The sequence below is a fragment of the Lysinibacillus sp. ZYM-1 genome (assembly GCF_001308875.1).
Lineage (GTDB): Bacteria > Bacillota > Bacilli > Bacillales_A > Planococcaceae > Lysinibacillus.
On sequence record NZ_KQ465115.1, the window covers coordinates 134,899 to 156,519 of the forward strand.

The following is a 21,621-nucleotide window of genomic DNA, read 5'->3' on the forward strand; positions in this document are numbered from 1 at the left end:
TTTTATCCTCCTAATTTTATATTGGCTTCTAAGCCACTTATAAGCCCTAAGGCGATATCTGTCCCTGATGAAGAGCCAATTGCTAGCACCTTTTTCAGTGCCTGAATCGATTCCGTTTCTGTACCAGATAGCATTGCACATACAAGCGAATGAATAGATTCCCTAACTTGTCCATATGCGGCCTTTTTCAATGTTGTATAGCTAATATCATTCGTTAAAGGCTTCATCATTTTGATGACGCTTTCACACAATGGCTGATAAATCGAACATGGACTGCCTTCTAAACGGATAATGGTGAATAATCCAACTAAAAAGTCATCCCCTGATGGCGTTAGCCCTGGTCCCAAGCCTACTAAATCAAGTGCATATTGCTGAAAGCTGTCTAAACGACGATTGCAAAGACCATCATGGAGTAAAGTTGTGCGCTGCTTTAGCAATCTCGATGTTTCTGCCTCAAACTCACTAACTGGGGAATCGCTACGTTTCATTCCTCCACTTTTTCCATATAAATCAATAAATCGTTTCACTTGGACTACATTATTTTTTAACTTTGTTGTGTCTGATGGGTAAATAGGTAAATGACACTGCCAACAAGTGGCTGTTTCAATCGCTATTTGTAATTTATCTTCTATTAATAGCTGGTCACGTTTCATCCTTACACTGTCATTTTGTTTAATGTGCAAGTTGTCTAAAATATCGAGATCGATGACAAGCGTATTCGGCGCATTATCCATAGCAGTCGTTGCAAGTGTAAAAATCTCACCATCTGCTACACTGCGAATGTTTAATGCATGTTTAAAAACACTATGAACCGTCCCCGTAAACTCCGTGTCAACTAATTGCTGAAGGAAATAGTTATCACCAGATTTAGCGTGTATCATATGTACACCTCTTTAAGTCGTAGGAGTACTACTATTTTGCCCCTGCTTCTAGTAGAATTTTTTCAATTTCAGTAAATCCTTTTTCTCTAGCGATTGCTAATGGTGTCACGCCATATTGATCCACTAATTGTGTATCTGCACCATGTTCTACTAGTAAACGAACAATCTCTTGTTGCTTTTCGCCACCATCATTTAAAAGGATTGCTTCAATTAATGGTGTCCAACCACAAATATTCGTATGGTTGACATTAATATCTGTAGTCGTTACAAGTTCACGAACTACCTCAACAAATCCCTTCTCACTTGCTGGATGCACACCCACACCACCAAAACGTGTTAGACGATCTAAATCGGTGTTTGCTTGGAGCATTATTTTCACAAGTTCTAATTTCCCGTTAATACATCCATATAAAAATGGATTTAAACAAATTTGATCTTGGAGGTTAATATCCGCCCCTTCTTGTATTAGAAATTTCACTGTTTCTAATTGATCGTTCATGGCAGCAAGTAAAATTGCTGTACGCTTTTGCTTATTGCGAACATTAATATCTACACCTTGTTGTAAATAACTTTGCAAAGTATCGATATTTCCTGCTTCAGCAGCAGCTAAAAATTCTGAGACGTTAGTTGTATCTTCCACTTTCTTTCATACCTCCATTTTCCCGACCTATTGTTCATTTCATCTAAAGGGAAATGAACCGCGAGAATGTTAGTATTCTCACATTCCCGTCTTACATGCTTTATTTTATTACCTTGTGCGGTTTATATCATTGTTTAGCAAAACCAAAAAGAATGCAGATGATTTGGGCAATATGTACAATGTTTTGTGATAAGATTATGGCAAAGGAGTGAAATCATTTGCTAACAATTAAAGATATATTGGAAATAAAAGCGTTGGAGGGAATTAAAATTGTTGCGGGAGAGCAAGGCATTCACAATGAAATCGCACTTGTGAATATTATCGAAAATCCCGATGCATTTGATTGGCTGACACCGAATGAATTATTATTAACAACCGGTTATATCTTCCAAGATGATGAAGAGCTACAAAATAGAATTATTCAAGAAATTTCTAAAATCAATTGTGCTGGCCTCGTTATTAAAATGAGACGGTATTTACAAAAAACGCCTCAAAACATGATCGATATTGCCAATCAATATGGATTGCCATTATTGGAGTTACCTTATAACTACACCTTGTCTAAGGTCATTTCGATCATCAATGAAAAGGCATCGGGTCGCTATGATTTATTAAATCGAAAGTCGTTGGATATGCACAATACATTGTTTCAGGTAGCGCTAGAAGGAGGAGGCATTGAATCCATTTCCTCTAAGTTAGCTGAAACCATTAATAATCCTATTATCTTTTTAGATCAAGATTGGAATTTACTGCATTTTACTGATCTCGATGCCAATCCAGTGCCACTTGCCTATGGCATCAACCTGAAAAAAAATCGTCCTACTTTTTCAAAGGAGTTTATCGATTCCATTCCTAAGGACCTGAATGAAATGCAAAAATCCATTACAAGAAATTATCATCTAGAAGATCTAGCTGTAAAATGTAGAATTCTTCCTGTAGCAGTAGCCAATTATATATATGGCTATATAGTGATTTGGCAAACCGTTCGTGATCTAAATGAATTTGATTACATTGTTCTGGAGCAAGCCTCCACGATTGTGGCATTAGAGAGGATTAAACAGAAAGAAATTGAGGACGTGCGACTAAAAATTAAACAAGAATTTTTTGATGATTTATTGACTGGAAAAATCACATCTAGCGAGACGCTCCAAACACTTTGTGATCTCCATGGCTTAAATATCAATTACAAATATTATTGCATCGTGATCTCAATCATCCGAGAAAATCTGCATGACCATCATGATTTAATTTCTCGAAAGTACGAATCCGATAATATTGCAAAAAAATGTATGAACTTAATTTATAAACACTCAAGTACCATCAATGGTGAAATTACATGCCTTTATCGAAACCATCAAATTATCGTATTGGTGGGACAACAAGAAAGCAAGCAAGATATGACCATCAATGAAACAAAACAATACGCTGAGGATATCCTGCAATTATTAGTTCAGCATCAAGCAGAAACTTCATTCTTAATTGGTATTGGAAAAGAATATAAACATATTCGATACGTTCATAAGAGCTTTGCAGAGGCACACGAAGCACTTCGTCTGATGCACCGATTCGAAGAACGTGGAGCAGTGGCTCATTTCGCGGATCACTCTATCTATCACTTTTTGGATTCAAATATTAATGAAGTTCAATTAAAGGACTTTTTCCTAGAAAGTTTAGGGGCTGTCTTTGAGCATGATCTTTTACATGGGACAAGCTATCTTCTTACATTAGAAAATTATTTTATTAATCATATGAACATTAGTGAAACCGCTAAAGAAATGTTTATTCATCGCAACACATTAATTTACCGTATCGAAAAAATTAAAGAGATATTAAAGACCGATTTAAAAAGCTATGAAGAACTCTTACAAATTCAATTAGCCTTAAGAATTTATCGATTACTCGGTAAAACTTTATACCACGATGAGTTTGCAGACTAACATATTTAGAAGGTGATGATAGCTTGCGCATCACCTTTTATTTCATGTCCATTCATTTCATATTCAGTTCATAAACGCATGCTATAGTAAAAGCCATAGGAACGACATACGTTGTTTGACAACAATGAAGGAGGCTTATTTTTTTGCAAAAGACATCAAAAGAAACTACTAAAAAACCAGATTGGCGACGTTTTATACAATTAGTAAAACAAGCTGAACCCCCTATTTGGCTCCTAGTGATCGCTTTAATTATGAGTTTAGCAACTACGGGCGTGGGTTTTATCGTCCCATTATTTACAAAACAATTAGTGGACGGCTTTTCATTAGAATCGCTTAATTATTGGCAAATCATTTTGCTTGGTATTGCTTTTATCGCTCAAGCTATTGCTAGTGGATTATCTATCTATTATTTAAATCGTGTTGGTCACCATGTTGTGGCAAAATTACGGGACCAACTTTGGCGCAAGCTTCTACATTTACCAATCCCCTATTATGATGAAAACGATACTGGTGAAACATTGAGTCGTGTAACAAATGACACAGCAGTCGTGAAGGAGCTCATCACAGAGCATCTAGCAAACTGTTTATCGGGTGTTATTTCTATCATCGGTTCCATCATCATTCTCTTATTTTTAGATTGGAAAATGACGTTGGTGATGTTAATCGCTGTTCCATTAGCGATGGTTATCTTAATGCTGCTTGGAAAACGCATGTTTGTGATTTCTAAGGGTATGCAAGACGAAACAGCTAAGTTTACTTCGGTATTAAACCAGGTTTTACCTGAAACGCGCTTAGTAAAGGCTTCTAATGCGGAGCAAATTGAATATGAGCGTGGGAAAAAGGGCATTACGAATCTCTTTACCTTTGGCTTAAAAGAAGCAAAAATCCACGCGCTTATTTCACCATTAATTTCATTCGTTCTCATGTCAGTTCTGGTAACTATTATTGGCTATGGTGGTGTTCGCGTTTCCTCTGGTGAACTGACTGCTGGCGATATGGTGGCATTTATTTTATATTTAATCCAAATCATCATGCCGATGACACAATTGACAATGTTCTTTACTCAACTTCAAAAAGCAATGGGTGCCACTGAACGTATTAGTGCATTACTTGAACACGAAGAGGAGCATATTGAAGAAGGCTTAATTGTTGAAAAAATAGATCAACCGATTTATGTCAAAAATGTTGACTTTTCATATGGCGAAGAACCGATTTTATCAGATATTAACTTCACAATAGAGCCAGGCAAAGTAACTGCCATTGTAGGTCCAAGTGGTGGCGGTAAAACGACCACATTCTCTCTGTTAGAACGTTACTACCAACCAACTAGCGGTAGTATTACACTAGGCGAAACACCAATCGAGACATTTTCTCTTCACTCTTGGCGTAGTCAAATCGGCTATGTGGCTCAAGAAAGTGCCCTGCTTTCAGGAACGATTCGAGAAAATATTTGCTATGGTGTTGACCGTGAAGTGCAGGATGATGAGCTGGAAAGAGTGGCTAAAATGGCTTATGCTGATCAATTTATTAACGATCTTCCAGATAAGTTTGACACTGAAGTAGGCGAAAGAGGCATCAAGCTTTCAGGGGGGCAACGTCAGCGTATCTCCATCGCAAGAGCGTTATTACGGAACCCACAAATTTTAATGTTGGATGAAGCCACATCGAGTTTAGATAGTAAATCAGAAATTTATGTACAAAAAGCATTAGATAATTTAATGCAAGGTCGCACAACATTAGTGATCGCTCACCGCCTATCAACGGTAGTAGATGCCGACCAAATACTATTTGTAGAAAAAGGACATATTACAGGTTGTGGCACACATGAAACTCTCTTTGAGACACATGCCATGTATCGCGAGTTTGCGATGCAGCAATTACGAATTAAAGAGAACTAACGAAGGGATTTGTTTAGATGACCAAACTATTAGTGGTAGATGATGATGCCCATATTCGTGAATTAGTAAAAGTATTTCTACAAAATGAAGGTTTAGAGATTATTGAGGCAACGGACGGTGTCGATGCACTGTCCAAGCTAGCTTATGAAAAAGTAGATATGGTTATCATGGATATCATGATGCCCAACATGGATGGTTGGGCATTATGTGAGGAAATTCGGTCATTCAATACTGATCTCCCAATTCTCATGCTCACCGCTAAGGGAGAAACCTCTCAAAAGGTCAAGGGTTTCCATTTAGGTACAGATGATTATCTGGTGAAACCTTTCGAACCCGCCGAGTTAATTGTTCGTGTAAAATCGATATTAAAACGGTATCGCATTTCCCTCTCCCAAGTTGTAGAAGTTGGCAACGTCAAACTCAATCGCCATACACATGAGGTTGATCTAAATGGAGAAATTATTATCCTTCGTTTAAAGGAGTTCGAACTATTATTTACGTTAGCCAGCTATGTTGGTAAAACCTTTTCACGTGAACAATTAATCGAAGAAATTTGGGGCTTTGACTATGAGGGAGATGAACGAACAGTGGATGTCCATATTAAAAGAATACGCGAACGTTTTCCACAGGAAGTTAGTGGCTTTGTCATTCGTACCATTCGTGGCCTTGGCTACCGCTTGGAACTAGCTTCATGAGAAAACGAAAATTCTTTGTAAGAATTCTACTGGTACTCGTCCTCTTTCTTACTGCAAACACACTATTTGCTTTCATTTCTTATCATGTAACAGGATGGCTTTATGATCAGTTAGGGACAGAACCACACGATTTTTGGCAACAATTAGGCACTGTCATTGGTGTCTTTGTACTCTTTGCCTGTTCGGCCGCTATTACCTTCTTAATCGGACTCAATCGACAACGCAATTACTGGGATACCATTGTCGAAGCATTAAGACAAATGGCCAAAGGGGACTTTAATATCCAATTAGATGTAAAAGGCAATGAAGAAGATCAATTCGGCCAATTAATACATGGTATCAATCATATGGCTGTTGAATTAGGAGAGCTTGAAAGAATGCGCCAAGAATTTATTTCAAACGTCTCCCATGAAATCCAATCACCTTTAACGTCTATTAATGGCTTTGCGAAGGCACTTAAGAACATCAATCTACCTGAAGAAAAGCGTCAACATTACTTAGAAATTATTGAATTGGAAAGTAATCGGTTATCAAAAATTAGTGATAATTTACTCAAGCTGACTTCTTTAGAATCACAGCACCATCCATTTGAGACCAAAACATATCGACTGGATAAACAATTGCGCAATGTTGTTCTTGCCCTTGAACCGAATTGGGTAGCGAAACAACTCGACTTTGATCTTCAACTGGACAATATAAACATAACCGCAGATGAGGATTTAATGAATCAAGTTTGGATGAATTTGCTAACGAATAGCATTAAATTCACACCCGACAAAGGTACAATCACTTTGTCTATGACGCAGGACATAGATACCATTACTATCATTGTGCAAGATACTGGCATTGGTCTATCTGAAGAACAACAAATGCATATTTTTGAACGATTTTATAAGGCCGACCACTCACGAACTACCGCAAATGGCGGGAGTGGCCTTGGTTTAGCCATCGTCAAAAAAATTATCGATATGCACCACGGAACTATTGCCGTAGAAAGCAAGCTTGCTGAATTTACTACCTTTTCACTTACATTGCCCATTGATACTACACAAACTCGTGCAAACGACCAATGATGTCTGCACGAGTTATTTTTATTAGTAAGCTACCTTTCTAAAATATTGATAGATTTTGTTCAGTTTTCGCTGTTGCTGCCCTTTTTTACTTTCCATGTTTCCAAACTCAAAGAACTTCACTTTTTTCATGCCTACAAACTTAAACAAAGCTCTTTTCATCAAAATTTTATGAGCATTATTCAACCATAAAAGTGGGTAATTTGTTGGTCCCTTCATCGTAGACACACAAACCACTGATTTCCCTTTTAAGAGTCCTTCTGGAAATAAACCCTTTGTATCCCGATAAGCAAAATTCGATGCAAACAATTGATCTATATAACCTAACAGCATAGCTGGCGGCCTTCCCCACCAAATTGGATAGACAAATACGATTTGATCTGCCCATGAAAGCTGTTGGCGATATTTTTCCAAATGCGGATCACGATACATATCTCGACGTCGTTTATGCTCATGGAAAATTAACCGAGGATCGAAATCTTCTTCATATAAATCTAGCAGCTGCATCTCTTCAATAGCAGGATTCTCTTGACACCCCTTGATCACTTCCTGCAAAAAAGCATAATTTAAACTTTTATGGTTTGGATATGTATAGACAATTAACGTTTTCATTATGTGCCTCCTATTACTTATCATTTGATAACTAAATAATAATCCATTCTTTTTTTGTTGTCAAATGATAATTGTTTTAAGACAAGTTATTTGTTATCTTGACAATAAGAGGTGATCCAATTGGATAAAAGCAGTTTATTTCATCAATTTGTGACGTTTACAGCCACCGTCCATCAAGTGACACACGAGCTTACTCAAAACGTGACCGTTGCCAATATAACACCGCTTCAATATAAAATTCTTGAATATATTAAAGTAAGCCAACCTGTCACGCCGACAGAAATAAGCGAATGTCAGCACATGTCCTTACCCAATACAAGTCGTGAATTACGAAAATTACAAGAACAACATCTCATTGAAAAATATAACGACACAGAGGACCGAAGAAAGCAGTATATTCGCTTGTCCAATGAAGGAGATAAAATGATGGAGGAAGCCTTTGCATGTGTTGAAGAACGCTTTTTACAACTTATTCAACATGCCACACAGGAAGACTTAAAGGACATTCAACATGCCCTATCCATCCTTGAACAAAAAGTCTTTCACCAACAAGATTAAGAATGTGCTGCTTCAATGGTTCCTTTTAGGTGAGCCTTTGAAGCAGCGATGGTTTGAATAAAAGTGATTGTTTTGTTCAAAGTACCCTATTACTAAAAATTCACGCTCCACTTCCTTAAAGTGACCCAGTCTTAGCAAAATTCTACTATTCGAACCTTCTATTGAATGATTAATAATCGTTCAAAGTATAGTTACATATTCATTATGATTTCGTAACCCATTAGCTTTTTCTTTAATAGAATAAAGGTGTATAGAAGGAGGAGACTCAAGTGGAAGTAGGAATATTTGACAGGAAGTGGATTGAGGAACATTTGGAGACACTTCCATTTTGGCAACAGTCTACTTATTCGGATTTTGCTGCCACGATTGCCGATGAAGCGAATACTTTTCCGTGTGTACCTGCAAGGATGGGATTTTTATCGAACCATTTGCGCTATAGTTTTATTGGGGATCCACGGGAGGAGCAATCGATTAAGGAGCTAGCACAATGTTTAAAGGAATTTGCAAAATCCTCGCAAACTTTTGGTAAATATACGACACTCGCTGTTTTCTTTCATATCCCTAATGATATGCTTGCAAGTTATGAAGTCGAGGATTATCAGCATTTATTTTGGACCATTCTAAACCATTTAACGAAAGTGGACGATATCGATTGGCCAGAGGAGATTCCAACTGATCCCGCACACAATGAATGGGAGTTTTGTTTTAACGGTGAGCCCTATTTTATTTCCTGTGCAACACCCGCACACAAAATGCGTAGAAGTCGTCATTTTTCTACTTTGCTAATGGCCATTCAACCTCGTTGGATATTTGAAGAAATAAACGATTCTACTGCATTTGGTCGAAAATTAAAAAAGCTAATCCGTCAACGTATTGCCAATTATGATGCGCTCCCAGGGCATCCCGATTTAAAATGGTACGGACAAGAAGATAGTTATGAATGGAAGCAATACTTTTTAAGTGATGACAATAATAGTCCGTCCAAATGTCCTTTCCTACGGATGTCACAAAAATAACGTCTAATTAGGCATTACTGTTTTGCCTTTTGACAACAATCCAAGTTGCAATCCCTATGAGGACAATAAAGAGCAGGCTCACGAAAAAACCGAGTCTGCTTGTTTTTTCTCCTAACGTGCCAGACACTGTGACAGCAATGAGCAGCATTCCCAAACAATTTTTCACATGCTCCCATTTGGATAACTCCATGAGTTTCATATATGTTACTAAAATAAAGAGCCAGTTATAGATCAGCATTAAACCCGCTGCGGTCATCAAATATTCAAAGATTTTTTCAGGCATGAGAAAGCCAATAACAATTGTTATCACTAAGCCACAAGTTAAAAATATAAAAGCAGCAAAGGGTACTTTCCTCTTCCCTTTCTTAGCCAGTATTTTGGGGGCATCATGATCTTCTGCAAGCGTAATTAGAATCGTAATGACTGCATAGAGCGAAGCTACCATTGTTGAAAAGCCAGCAATGATTAAAACGCCATTAATAATATCCGCCACAAAGGGAATATGATGACCCTGTAGAGCTGTAATAAAGGGACTCTCATCAATATTAAAGTCTTTCCAAGAGACAAGCGCTAAAGCCAGTGCAATGGCCATTATAAAAATGATTGTGATAACAATCAGCATAATTCGTCCTGCTTTTGGTGCCTCTTTGGGATTTTTTAAATCGATGACCATTAATCCCATTACTTCAATACCTCCATATGCATAAAAAGCATACAATAGCCCGAGCCAAATCCCTTTTATCCCTTGTGAGAAAAATTCTTCATAATTCGAATACAGTGAATCAAGTGTCGCTGTCTGTGTGCCTTTCATGATGATCACCACAGCAACGATAATAAACATTACAACTGCTGCCGCCTTCAATGCCCCAAAGACGTTTTGGAAGTTTTCAAAACCTTTCATTCCTGTGAGAATCACAACCAGCCCTAGAGCAGCATATATAGACGCTGCAACCCATAATGGCAGTGCAGGAAACCAAAACTTTGTAAAAATTCCAAGCGCCATCAGCTGACTCCCCATGATGAGAATCTCAGAAATTAAATAGACCCAACCATTACTAAATCCTGCCCACCTGCCAAATGCTTGTTTAGCATAGGTACGAAACGAACCTTTATCAGGATTCTCAACAGACATTTTGACAAGTGCATCATAAACAATATAGGTACAAATGGCAGCTAATAAAAAAGGAATTAAAACAGCTGGCCCACTTTTATGAATGGCCATACTTGTCCCAAGAAAAAAACCAGTTCCTAATGTACAGCCTATACCGAGAAGTGAAAGTTGCCACCAGGACAACCGACCTTTACTTGTATTTGTTGTCATGTTATCAACCCTTCACTACTTTCTTACCAAAGGCAATGTCATACATCGAATGCCTCCACCGCCTTTTTCAAGCTCTGTGACGTCCACTTCAAGTAATTTCTTTTTCTGTAATAACGGATGCTTCAACAACTGCTCTTTTGTGGCCTGCTTACTAATTACTAATGTTTCTGGGTCAAGATTGATCAAGTTAATGTCTGGTATTGTCTTATACTTTTCAAGCCAGTAAACATCGAGACCATGTCGCTTTAAAAATGGTTCTAGCATATCAAAACGATTGCCCTGGGCTGTGAACACCTGTACAGGAAAGTAACGCACAAAGCTTTTCGCCATCATCAAGTTACTATTTACTACATTACAATTCATATCTAAATGCAGCGTATCATTCCCTTTCGGTAAATCAATGACAGCAATTTCAGAAAACCCTTGTTGAAAGATACGCTCTTTCATGCTTTCGACAGCCTCTAATGTTGTCCTCATACCAAGATTAATCAGTACAGCATTCTTATTTAATAGCATCACATCTCCACATTCGAGTGATTGAGAAGGTTGCGTATTGCTTGTAATTTGGTCCGGAAACCATTTAGCTAAAATAGAATGAGCATGTGGATACTCAGGGCGCCTTAACGGACTTCCTGCATTGCCCGGTAAAAGTTGATGGCCAATAACACAAGCCAGATCACGGACAAAATAACGATTAATGAGCTGTTCACTTAGCAGCTGTTGTTCATTTGATAGCTCTTTGGCATAATCTATCACTCTTACCCCAGCGTCTTCGAGCGTTGTCTTTAGTGCCATAAAATTTTCCATAGCCTTTTGATGGTCAACAGGTTCACTCCATCCAACCTGCTCTGCTATTTTTGAATCTGTTACGTCTACTGCCGAAGGTGCACAAAGCATGACAACCTTTAGCTCTTCATGCTCCGACCAACAATTTACTTGAAAAGAGTTCATCCTTTATTCTCCCCTTCTGCATTTCGATCTCTGTTAGCGTTACCATTGATAGGGGGATTATACAAATACAAAAAAGGACATTTCTGATCTATAGCTAATTTAGAGAAGTAACAACAATTTTAGAAATGGGTGTCATTATGGAATACTATAAATTTTTAAGGCAATATGTTGGTCATCAACCTATCATTTTACCTGGCGCAGTAGTCATCATCCTTAATAGTGCAAATGAAGTGTTATTACAAAAAAGATACGATGGAGGGTGGGGACTTCCTGGTGGCTTGATGGAGATGGGAGAAAGCTTAGAAGATACCGCCAAAAGAGAGGTTCTTGAAGAAACAGGACTAGTTGTTACAGACTTGCAGCTACTGGGTGTTTTTTCTGGGCCAGATTATTATTTGAAAGTTTCAAATGGAGATGAATTATACTCTGTAACAGCCGTTTATTATACAAGAAATGTTCAAGGCGGCTTAGTCATTGACTATCATGAATCAGAGACAATGCTTTACTGTCCCCTAGCTAACTTGCCACATGATTTAACAGATCGTCGTCTCATTGAACCATATGTAGCACAGATAATACTATAGAGAGAACATAAATGTTCTCTCTAATCACGTAAAATATTCCAATTTAGCTTGTGGGAAGAATTTTTGCATATAGCCATACAAATGTTCCTTAATGTCTTCCTCCTCATCTTTTTGGTAAATGTATTTGCCTATTCCATATTTCCCCCATTTATATCTTCTCACGGTTTCGTCTAATTCAAGCTTTGTCATGGGATAGTTCTTTTCAATCACGCGTTTAGCAGGCTTTGTAAAACGATGCTGGATAAACTCAAACGTAATATCTTCTCGCACATCCTTTGGCAATTCTGCATCCAATTGCTCAAACATTTGATAATAGCCCTCCTGCCACCCATCATGTAGATAAATGGGAGCGACGATAAAGCCAAGCGGATAGCCAGCTCTTGCCACTTTTCCCGCTGCCTCAATTCGTTTCACTAACGGTGAAGTACCTGGTTCAAAATGTTTAATAACATAATCGGCATTGACACTAAAACGGAACCTTGTCTTGCCGTTATGATTGGCGTCCAATAGATGGTCCACGTGATGGAATTTCGTCACAAATCGTAATTGACCTAACTCACTTTGTCCAAAATGCTCAATGGCACGTTTCAATGTATGTGTAAGATGGTCAATTCCTACAATATCGGAAGTGCAAGATGCCTCAAAACGTGTGATGTCAGGAGCCCGCTCAGCCATATATTGATCAGCCTGCTCCAAAATTTCATTAACATTGACATAAGTACGAATATAAGGTTTACTTCCCATCGTTGTTTGTAAATAGCAATAGTGACAATGACCCATACAGCCTGTTGCGAATGGAATCGCATATTCAGCTGAGGGTTTGGAGGTATCAAATTTTAACGTTTTCCGAATGCCAACTACTAATGTCGATTTCGCTACACGGTACTTTTGAAAATCGTTGTCTCCTGGAAGATTTCTTACTTGGTTGTGTGAAGTTGTATAGCGAATGTCGATTCCCATTTGCTCAAATTTTTCTTTTAGTTCCTGACCTAGTGGGTATTGGAGTGCATCTGGTTCAAAATAGACGAGCTGAGGAATAAATGGCTTCTTCATAATCCCCCTCCCTCAATGAAAGTATTGATGATAGGCTTGCTCAGCCGCCATCTCGCTTGAAAAAATCACCATGTCATTCGTGATGGGATAATAGGTTTCAAATAGAAATATGGCAAGCTCATCCTGTTGCTCTGGATGATTGACCACCGCCGCTTCCTGTATATTCGCTACATCCTGAATATGAGGATTGCGATAAAAAATATAAACGATATCACCGACATTATAATGTTGCTGCATCTCTTCACCTTCCTCTGTCTTTCCGTTAGTTTGGTGAAAAGGCTAGAGAAATATGTCATAAAAATTTTTTATGAGCAATATATATGAATTTATGTGAACTTCTCTACAAATCTAGGAAAATAGGATAATGCAGAATTTTTGAACTATTTGGTATAATCAAGAAAAGGAGGAAGATATATGATCAAACAATCCATTATTGAAAATGTGCTTGAAGCAGCACTAGCAACTGGTGGGGACTTTTCTGAAATCTTCATTGAAGATAAATATGTGAACGAATATGTTTTACAAAGCGGCAAGATTGAACAAAGTATTGCGGGACGAGATTTCGGTATAGGCATTCGTATTTTTTCAGGTCTTCAAAGCATCTATACCTACACAAATGATTTTTCTGAGGAAGGATTATTAGCAGCGGCAAAACGGGCAGCCCTAGCCATCGAAGGTGGTGGATCAGGTACCATTCACCCTCTTCACAGAGAGATTATTACACCTATTCATCAAATCCTCCATTTGCCTCATACAGTGGAGCACGCAAGAAAAACTGCTGTCATGCGCCAAGCAGACTCTATTGCAAGAAATTATGATTCACGAATTAACCAGGTTAAAGTTCGCTATTTAGATGAACAGCAAAATGTACTAATTGCCAATTCCGAGGGTAAATTTGTAGAGGATACTCGTGTTTACAGTAGACTTAGCATGCAAGCGACGGCAACGGAAGGTACTGAAGTACAAACAGGCTTCTATGGTCCAGGTGCGCATGCAGGTTTTGAATTTATTGAAAAGCTAGATCTGAACCATTACGCAGGAGAAGCTGCACGTATCGCTGTCACGATGCTTCACGCTGATGAATGTCCAAGCGGTAAATTCCCTGTCATTATTGATAATGAATTTGGTGGTGTCATTTTCCATGAAGCTTGTGGACACGGCTTAGAAGCTACAGCTGTTGCTAAAAATAATTCGGTCTTTGCCAATCGTATCGGCGAAAGAGTTGCCCCAGAAATTGTTACATATATTGATGATGGCACACTTCCGAACGAGTGGGGCTCATTAAATATTGATGATGAGGGAGAAAAAACTCGGAAGAACGTTTTAATTGAAAATGGCATTTTAAAGGGGTACTTAATTGACAAATTTAATGCCCGCCGCATGGATGCACAGCCAACTGGTTCTTCTCGTCGACAGTCCTACCGATTTAACCCTACATCACGTATGACGAATACGTATATAGCACCGGGCACATCTGAACCAGCGGATATTATCGCATCGACAGAGTACGGTATATACGCAAAATATATGGGAGGTGGACAAGTATCCCCTTCTACTGGCGATTATAATTTTGCAGTTATGGAGGCCTATATCCTCAAAGATGGAAAAATTGAACGCCCTGTACGTGGCGCAACGCTCATTGGCAATGGCGCAAAAACATTGCAGCTAGTGGATCGAGTGGGGAATAATCTCGCACATGGTGCAGGTATGTGTGGATCACTTAGTGGTAGCCTTCCTGTCAATGTGGGTCAGCCGATGATTCGCGTAAGTGAAATAACTGTTGGTGGAACAAAGGGGGAATAATTGATGAACATTTCTAGGTACCAAGAAAAATTATTAGACAAGGCGCTAGAAGCCGGTTTTATAGAAGCTGAGGTTTATTATGAACAAAAAAAATCTTTTCAATGCATGCTCTATAAAGGAGAGATCGATAGTTATGAAACATCTGAAGACGGAGGTCTAAGCCTACGAGGACTTTACAACGGAAAAATGGGCTATTCCTATACGGAAAAGTTAGACGATGATTCTATTTCCTTTTTAATCAATAGTGCAAAAGCAAATGCAAACATTCTCGATGAAGATGAGGGCATCGATATTTTTGGTGGTAGCACTAAATACACATCTTATGATTATTACAATGAAGAATTAGAGACTATCGGAATTCCAGAAAAAATAGAGTTGCTTCGTTCCATCGAACAAAAAATTCGTGCATACGATTCACGCATTGTCACTCTTGATTATTGTTTACTTCAAGAATATACGGCCGAACGTTCATTAGCAAATAGTAAAAATCTTGCCTTATCCCATAAGGAGAACGGCTTAGTGCTTTTCCTCTCCACAGTTGTAAAAGATGGTGAAGAAATGAAATCAGGCAGTTATTTGAAAATGACACGTGATTTCCATTCACTTCATGCTGATGATATTGCAAAAGAAGCAGCTGAGGAAGCTCTTGCGAATCTAGGTGAAAAATCGATTCCGGGTGGAAAATATCCAATCGTTCTTCGCTCTGATGCATCAGCATCTTTATTGAGTACTTTTATGCCGATTCTGTCAGCTGAAAATGCTCAAAAAGATCAATCTCTACTAAAAGGGAAGGTCGGACATAAAGTGGCATCAGAGGCATTTACATTGCTGAGTACTCCATTCCATCCTGCCGCATTGTCTGGAGCAAGCTTTGATGGTGAGGGTGTTGCAACAAAAGAGCAGGCAATTATTTTAGAGGGTACACTCCAAACACTTCTGCATAATAGAAAAACGGCCAAAAAGGATAACTGTGAAACAACTGGGCATGCCCATAAAGATTCCTACAAAGGAGCCTTATCTATTGCGCCCCAAAATTTATATATTTCAACTGGTGAAAAATCTCTAGACGAGTTAATTCACACAGTTACTAACGGTGTATTTATTACAGAATTATCTGGGCTTCACTCTGGTACGAATACGGTTTCTGGTGATTTTTCAGTCGCTGCAAAAGGATTCCATATTCAGGATGGCAAAATTGCCTCCCCTGTCAAGCAGATGACAATAGCCGGAAACTTCTTCGAGTTCTTAAATGATATCAAAGGAGCTAGCTCTGAGCTTTACTTCCTACCAAATGGATATGGCTCCTCATCGCTACTTGTAAAGGAACTATCTGTGACAGTGGAATAAAATCAAAAAGCAGGCACCTTTTATAGTTCAAGCCATATTATTTGGTATTTCTCGGCAATTCTTTTGTCCATAGTCAAGACAAACTCCTTTGATGAGGATATCAATCCCCTTCTGATTCAGTTAAAAATAGCAAGCTGAAGATAGATCCACTTCTTTAATTGGAAACGACTATGTGCAAGAGAGTTGCCTACTGCTATTGTTTCAAAAAGTCCTTCAGTATAATCCTCGATATTTTCCAATTCTTCTGCACAGAATAGTTGGCACTTCCCCCTTCAAATGCTATTTCTGTTCAGCCTGCTTGTCCGGGAAGTGAACCAGAAGATGGCATCGATATAGCTTCTTATGGTTAAATTTTCATTGTGAGGTAAAAGAATGAAACTTTTAACCTTCTGATACGTTTACTTAGATGATAATTATCATGCTAATGCAATCAAATGGCATGAGGGAAGGTGGAAAATATGAAAAAAATATGTACCTTATTTCTTGCAGCGATACTTTTTGTACCGTTAATGCTGCAGCCGGCGACCGCACAAGCGGCAAAAGCCATCACGATTTATGTGGACGGGGTTCAATTGAAGACCGACCAGCCGCCAGTGATGATTCAAGGGCGTGCTATGTTGCCACTTAGAGCAATCTTTGAGGCATTGGATGCTAGAGTGTATTGGGATCAAAAGAGTCAAACAGTAACAGGGATTAAAGGAGATACAACGGTAGTCCTCAAGATTAAATCGAAGGTAGCTACTATTAATGACCAGAAAGTTACGCTTGATGTACCAGCACAGATATTAAGAGGTAGAACATTGGTGCCAGTCCGCTTCGTTAGTGAGGCGCTTGGTCAGGATGTTGACTGGAACTCGAGAGATCAGATCGTAAATATTAAATCTGACACTCCGAGTAATATCAGTATTTCTCCTGTGAACAATGTTTCGGTTCGAGATGTTGATGATCAGGGAGATGGACGTGACTTGGAGGTTAGCTTCTCCAAATCTTCTACGGAGTCATACGTCGATCATTATCGAGTTATGGTTTTAAAGGCTTCAAAAAGTTTCAATTTGGCGTCTGCTTTGAAAGTCTCCGCTTCTAATTATACGGTAGTATCGACTTCAAATTCGAATCGTGCTGTAACATTATCACAGAGTTCGAGAGATGTAGACGGGGATTTCATTAAAAATGATCAGCAATATGTGGTTTATGTACTTGCTGTTGGGAAAAGTTCTTATTCTAGCGTATTATCGACTTCTTCTTCGAAGATTACTTTAACAAATTTATCGTCTGTTCCTGCAGTAACAAATGTGAAGATTAGCGATATTAATGATTTTGGGGATGGACGCGATGTTTCAGTTAGCTTCACTCGTCCGCAGAATGATAACAATATTTCCAATTACCGTGTGTATATCGTAAAGACAAAGGATGCTAACAACTTTAGTCTTACTACTGCGAATAATTTATCCAGCAGCTACTATACAACAGTGGATAAATCGGGGAGCAATGGCAGTACGTTGGTAGGAACTCTGTCTTCCTCTTCACGTGATACCTCTGGTGACTTCATTAAGAATAGCGAAACTTACACAGCGTTCGTTCTGTCTGTGAGTAACACGAACGCAGTTAGTAATAAGTTGTCGTCTGCTTCATCGTCAGTAGCACTTAGTCCAAATACAGTGTCTACTCCGATTATTACACAAGTGGACGATTTCAATGACTTTGGGGATGGACGCGATCTAAGAGTGAACTTCAACAAAGTGTCCGATGAATCTACGATTAACTCTTACCGGATTTTTGTTGTAAGAACTAACAACTCTTCGAACTTCACATTGACGAAAGCGAACAGTTTATCTAACACTTATTACACACAAGTGAACAAGACGGGCAACAATATTACACAGGCACTCTCTTCAGGAGCACGAGATACTGACGGTTATGCCATTCAAAATGGCGTTAGCTATCGTGTATTTGTGATGGCCGTAGCGAATAACTCTGCGAATAACGTGTTATCTTCAGCATCCAATGCGATTTCGCTATTAAGCAACAATGTAGGTGCTGTATCAAATATCAATACTAGCGATGTGAGCGATTATAACAACGGTCGTGACCTCCTTGTCTCTTTCAATAAAGCTGTGGATGAGTCAACTATTAATCACTATCGAATTTTGGTTGTACCAACAGCAAATTACAGTAACTTTAGTCTGACGGATGCTAATAGCGTATCCAGTAACAATTACACGACTGTAAACAAGTCTGGAAGATCTATGTATGAGCAAGCGTTATCTGAAAATACTCGGGATGTACGAGGCAATCTTATCAGAGAAGGTACTAACTACCGTGTCTATGTATTGACTGTAGCGAATGGAAATTCTTTAGGAAACAATGCGCTAACTGCTCAGACGTCTACGATTACACTAAATAAGAACTTCAGTGTGCAAGCTGTAACCAATCTGAATGTTGCAGATATAGATGATATTGGTGATGGCCGTGATGTGCAGGTAACGTTCACGAAGCCTTCGGATGAATCGAATGTCAATCATTATCGAATTCTAATCGTACCGACAGCTTACAGCGGCTTTAATCTTTCACAAGCCACTAGTAGCACTTATTACATCGCAGAAAGCAAAGGTGGAAATATAACTCCAACTAGAACGTTGGATGGGGTTAGGGACGTACGTGGTAATTTTATTACGGAAGGAACTAGCTATCGCGTCTATGTACTGACTGTAGCTAATGGTAACTCTTCAAATACCTATGCCCTATCTTCTCCTTCGTCTGTGATTACACTTAGTAAAAGCAAAGTTGTTCAGGCGGTAAGCAATGTTAATGGAAAAGATATTGGTGATTATGGAGATGGTCGAGATTTAGATATATCATTTACTAAACCTTCTGATGAATCAAATATAGGTAGTTACCGTATTCTTGTTGTACCTGCATCAAAGGCAAATGGCTTTGATCTGAATACAGCTATTAGAGTCACTAACTCTAACTATACTGAAATAATGAAAGGACAGTATAGTATGAAATTGGGAGCGGTTAGTAGAGATACAGATGGAAGACTAATAACTAATGGCGAAGAATATCGCGTATATATACTGTCCATAGGTAGTGAAAATTCGAAGGCAATGTATAGCTTATCTTACTCATCGAATCCCATTACTTTAGAGGATCTTTCAGCGCCTGCAGCGGTGGAGAAAGTGACACTTAAAGGGGAAGGATATAAATTTTCTGATATTAACATTAGCTTCGATGTCAAGAATGGACAAAACGTAACGGAGTATAGAGTGTTTATGTTACCTAAAGATGTAGCAGATGGTTTCAGAGTAGAGGATGCTATAAACAATGCAAATAATAGTACAATAATTTATCCAAATAAGATTTCCCCTATTAGCCAAGCGCTAAGCTCACCATTGGATGCATTTGGTAGACTACCCAATTCCTCTACAGAATATGTTGCTAAGGTATATACTGTAGTAAAAGGAAAGTATGTGCTATCGAACACGTCGATTAATTCGGTTAAGCTTCTGGCAAATCCAGATAACACTAAGTCTGAGACGTCCCAAGACCCTCAAAATAATAAATAGGTCCACGTTATTTCTTCATAAAAAGGACACCCTTTGGTTCATGAACCAAAGGGTGTCCCTTTTTGTTGTGTGCTGCACAACACTTCACTAGCGGGTTAACAGCCTTGTTTAGAATCGCTTTTTCATCTGTACCTGCTCTGTTGTCACCTTAAGTCCATTTGCTACTAAATAGCTAGTTACTGGATTGCTAACTAAGAAATTCACAGCTGTAAGATTGACTTTATGGGGTATCACACTAGCTAGGAAATGCGGCAGTAAATCGACATTATCTTTTAATACCTCTAATTGGTAAAGAAGGACACGCTCCAACTCCCCCTGTTTACACCATACTGTTTTATATAACATGTAGCCCAGCACTTCATTTGTTTCGCTATAGAAAATCTTAGCTTCTCCCTGCTTAACACTATGCCAGCTACACTGCCAAGGAACATCCCCCTGATAATAAGGTACATGTTGTAGCTGCTCTGGGCGAATTGTTTCTGCGCGAATAGACGTTGTATGTTCGACCTTCGCTTCATATTCCCCACTTAAAAACTGTAGTTGATTGGCTATCACATAGCCGTTTTTCTCATACAAAGCAATCGCTACTAGATTTTCTTTTATCGCTTCCAGTGTGGCGATTTCTACATTTTCTCGTTCATAGATGGCTAGGGTTTCCTCCATTAATAATCGTGAAACGCCTTTCCCACGATAAGCGGGTGAAATGCCAGTGCCCCCATTCCATGCTATTTTCCTTCCATCAATGTCACGAAAACCGTTCATCACAATGCCAATCGGTTCATCATGGTCAAAAATGACAATGGAATGCTCTGATGACAGTCCCTCCCCAACAAGTCGCTGTAAAAACACTTCTGCCGTCATGTCGATTGGCACAAAATAACCTTCAAAGCCTTTGTTCCACGCCTTCAATACTTCCTCTAATGTACATTGTGAAACTGTTTTGATTTTCATAGTTCCCCTCTTCTCAAATTGTATCTAATTTTGCTAAATCCTCTAAGGTCAGTTTCCCCAAAATTTCATAGCCCTGACCTAAGCCTTTGGGCTTTATAACAACCGTGCCCATACTCGAAATCGGTCCAAGCCCTACATCTCTTGGAAAACTATGGCCAATGATGAGTCTATTTATTCCTTGTGGCGGTTTCATTTCCACCATGGATTGAAAGGCTGTTAGGATTGTATTTTGTTGAACCGTAGAAAGATTTCCTCCTAACATAAAAATCTCAAACAAAAAAGGGTCAATCTGTACCTGAATATTTGGAAATGCCAACTGAGCTGTTTCAATCGTTCGACAGAAAGGACTAGCTATGATCGGCGATAGGACGGGAATTTGCCAATAACGTAACATCTGGCCATAATATACAGCCTCCTGACGTCCTTGTTCTGATAAGTTTCTTTGATATTGACAACTTTGAAACGTACCATTTGCTTGATCTACACCAACTGTTGCTGTCCCATGTCTAGCATATAAAATGAGCCCTCCCTCTCTTAATAAAGTCAGGAGATCTTTTGCCATTTTTTACATCCCCTTCATTTTATCACTTTATTCTCTGTAATGTATGTCTTACAAATAGAAAAAAGCTCCCTACATTTCGCACTGACCTAGAAAAGTGAGACAAATAAAAACACCTTTCGTTGAAAAACGGGTATAAGCATACCAAACAATCAACGGAGGTGTTTTTCTATGGGAAC

The 21,621-nt window shown here is 38.7% G+C and carries 19 protein-coding genes; 10 read left to right on the forward strand and 9 right to left on the reverse strand.

The genetic code is table 11. The features are described from left to right. Positions 1-2: 2 nt before the first annotated feature. Both AO843_RS10335 and AO843_RS10340 read right to left on the reverse strand, forming a co-directional pair. Positions 3-881 (reverse strand): oxamate carbamoyltransferase subunit AllH family protein, encoded by an 879-nt coding sequence (locus tag AO843_RS10335; protein WP_054611041.1) that lies wholly within the window; start codon positions 879-881, stop codon positions 3-5. 31 nt (positions 882-912) lie between these two features. After that, entirely contained in the window at positions 913-1,521 is a 609-nt protein-coding gene (locus AO843_RS10340; RefSeq protein WP_054611042.1) for an ankyrin repeat domain-containing protein, read from the reverse strand. A gap of 218 nt (positions 1,522-1,739) precedes the next feature. Between AO843_RS10340 and AO843_RS10345 the strand changes: the two genes are divergently transcribed. From AO843_RS10345 to AO843_RS10360, 4 genes are all read left to right on the forward strand, one after another. After that, positions 1,740-3,458 carry a PucR family transcriptional regulator gene (locus AO843_RS10345; protein WP_054611043.1) on the forward strand — a complete coding sequence of 573 codons (1,719 nt, stop codon included), beginning with the start codon at positions 1,740-1,742 and terminating at the stop codon, positions 3,456-3,458. 143 nt (positions 3,459-3,601) lie between these two features. Continuing rightward, on the forward strand, positions 3,602-5,356 hold the full coding sequence (locus AO843_RS10350) for an ABC transporter ATP-binding protein (protein WP_054611044.1): 1,755 nt from the start codon (positions 3,602-3,604) through the stop codon (positions 5,354-5,356). Between the two features lie 17 nt (positions 5,357-5,373). After that, positions 5,374-6,051 (forward strand): response regulator transcription factor, encoded by a 678-nt coding sequence (locus AO843_RS10355; RefSeq protein WP_054611045.1) that lies wholly within the window; start codon positions 5,374-5,376, stop codon positions 6,049-6,051. Further along, entirely contained in the window at positions 6,048-7,124 is a 1,077-nt protein-coding gene (locus tag AO843_RS10360) for a sensor histidine kinase (protein WP_054611046.1), read from the forward strand. Before AO843_RS10355 ends, AO843_RS10360 begins: the two co-directional genes overlap by 4 nt. 21 nt (positions 7,125-7,145) lie before the next feature. Here the strand turns inward: AO843_RS10360 and AO843_RS10365 are convergent, their stop codons facing one another. Further along, positions 7,146-7,733, reverse strand: a complete 588-nt coding sequence (locus AO843_RS10365) for an NAD(P)H-dependent oxidoreductase (RefSeq protein ID WP_054611047.1) — start codon at positions 7,731-7,733, stop codon at positions 7,146-7,148. Between the two features lie 120 nt (positions 7,734-7,853). Here AO843_RS10365 and AO843_RS10370 point away from each other — a divergent pair, with 120 nt between their 5' ends. After that, complete coding sequence (locus AO843_RS10370; RefSeq protein WP_054611048.1) at positions 7,854-8,291, forward strand: MarR family winged helix-turn-helix transcriptional regulator; 438 nt, start codon at positions 7,854-7,856, stop codon at positions 8,289-8,291. A gap of 269 nt (positions 8,292-8,560) precedes the next feature. After that, positions 8,561-9,307 (forward strand): YqcI/YcgG family protein, encoded by a 747-nt coding sequence (locus tag AO843_RS10375; RefSeq protein ID WP_054611049.1) that lies wholly within the window; start codon positions 8,561-8,563, stop codon positions 9,305-9,307. A 7-nt stretch (positions 9,308-9,314) separates the two neighbouring features. Here the strand turns inward: AO843_RS10375 and AO843_RS10380 are convergent, their stop codons facing one another. Both AO843_RS10380 and AO843_RS10385 read right to left on the reverse strand, forming a co-directional pair. Further along, complete coding sequence (locus tag AO843_RS10380) at positions 9,315-10,628, reverse strand: amino acid permease (protein ID WP_054611050.1); 1,314 nt, start codon at positions 10,626-10,628, stop codon at positions 9,315-9,317. Between the two features lie 15 nt (positions 10,629-10,643). After that, complete coding sequence (locus AO843_RS10385; RefSeq protein ID WP_054611051.1) at positions 10,644-11,579, reverse strand: arginine deiminase family protein; 936 nt, start codon at positions 11,577-11,579, stop codon at positions 10,644-10,646. Between the two features lie 137 nt (positions 11,580-11,716). Between AO843_RS10385 and AO843_RS10390 the strand changes: the two genes are divergently transcribed. Then, positions 11,717-12,163 (forward strand): NUDIX hydrolase, encoded by a 447-nt coding sequence (locus AO843_RS10390; RefSeq protein ID WP_054611052.1) that lies wholly within the window; start codon positions 11,717-11,719, stop codon positions 12,161-12,163. Between the two features lie 24 nt (positions 12,164-12,187). Here AO843_RS10390 and splB read toward each other — a convergent pair whose 3' ends face one another. Together splB and AO843_RS10400 are read right to left on the reverse strand one after the other, a co-directional pair. Continuing rightward, the gene (splB, locus tag AO843_RS10395; RefSeq protein ID WP_054611053.1) at positions 12,188-13,216 is read right to left on the reverse strand and encodes a spore photoproduct lyase; all 1,029 of its coding nucleotides are present in this window, start codon (positions 13,214-13,216) and stop codon (positions 12,188-12,190) included. Between the two features lie 12 nt (positions 13,217-13,228). Next, positions 13,229-13,453 (reverse strand): transcriptional regulator SplA domain-containing protein, encoded by a 225-nt coding sequence (locus AO843_RS10400; protein WP_054611054.1) that lies wholly within the window; start codon positions 13,451-13,453, stop codon positions 13,229-13,231. Positions 13,454-13,630: 177 nt separating this feature from the next. Between AO843_RS10400 and AO843_RS10405 the strand changes: the two genes are divergently transcribed. From AO843_RS10405 to AO843_RS10415, 3 genes are all read left to right on the forward strand, one after another. Further along, on the forward strand, positions 13,631-15,019 hold the full coding sequence (locus AO843_RS10405) for a TldD/PmbA family protein (protein WP_054611055.1): 1,389 nt from the start codon (positions 13,631-13,633) through the stop codon (positions 15,017-15,019). A gap of 3 nt (positions 15,020-15,022) precedes the next feature. Beyond that, the gene (locus tag AO843_RS10410) at positions 15,023-16,366 is read left to right on the forward strand and encodes a TldD/PmbA family protein (RefSeq protein WP_054611056.1); all 1,344 of its coding nucleotides are present in this window, start codon (positions 15,023-15,025) and stop codon (positions 16,364-16,366) included. A gap of 458 nt (positions 16,367-16,824) precedes the next feature. After that, on the forward strand, positions 16,825-19,932 hold the full coding sequence (locus AO843_RS10415; RefSeq protein ID WP_054611057.1) for a copper amine oxidase N-terminal domain-containing protein: 3,108 nt from the start codon (positions 16,825-16,827) through the stop codon (positions 19,930-19,932). A gap of 108 nt (positions 19,933-20,040) precedes the next feature. On the opposite strand, the gene AO843_RS10420 is transcribed toward AO843_RS10415, so the two are convergent. Next, positions 20,041-20,883, reverse strand: a complete 843-nt coding sequence (locus tag AO843_RS10420; RefSeq protein ID WP_054611058.1) for a GNAT family N-acetyltransferase — start codon at positions 20,881-20,883, stop codon at positions 20,041-20,043. A gap of 13 nt (positions 20,884-20,896) precedes the next feature. Beyond that, the gene (locus AO843_RS10425) at positions 20,897-21,445 is read right to left on the reverse strand and encodes a histidine phosphatase family protein (protein ID WP_054611059.1); all 549 of its coding nucleotides are present in this window, start codon (positions 21,443-21,445) and stop codon (positions 20,897-20,899) included. Positions 21,446-21,621 lie beyond the last annotated feature (176 nt).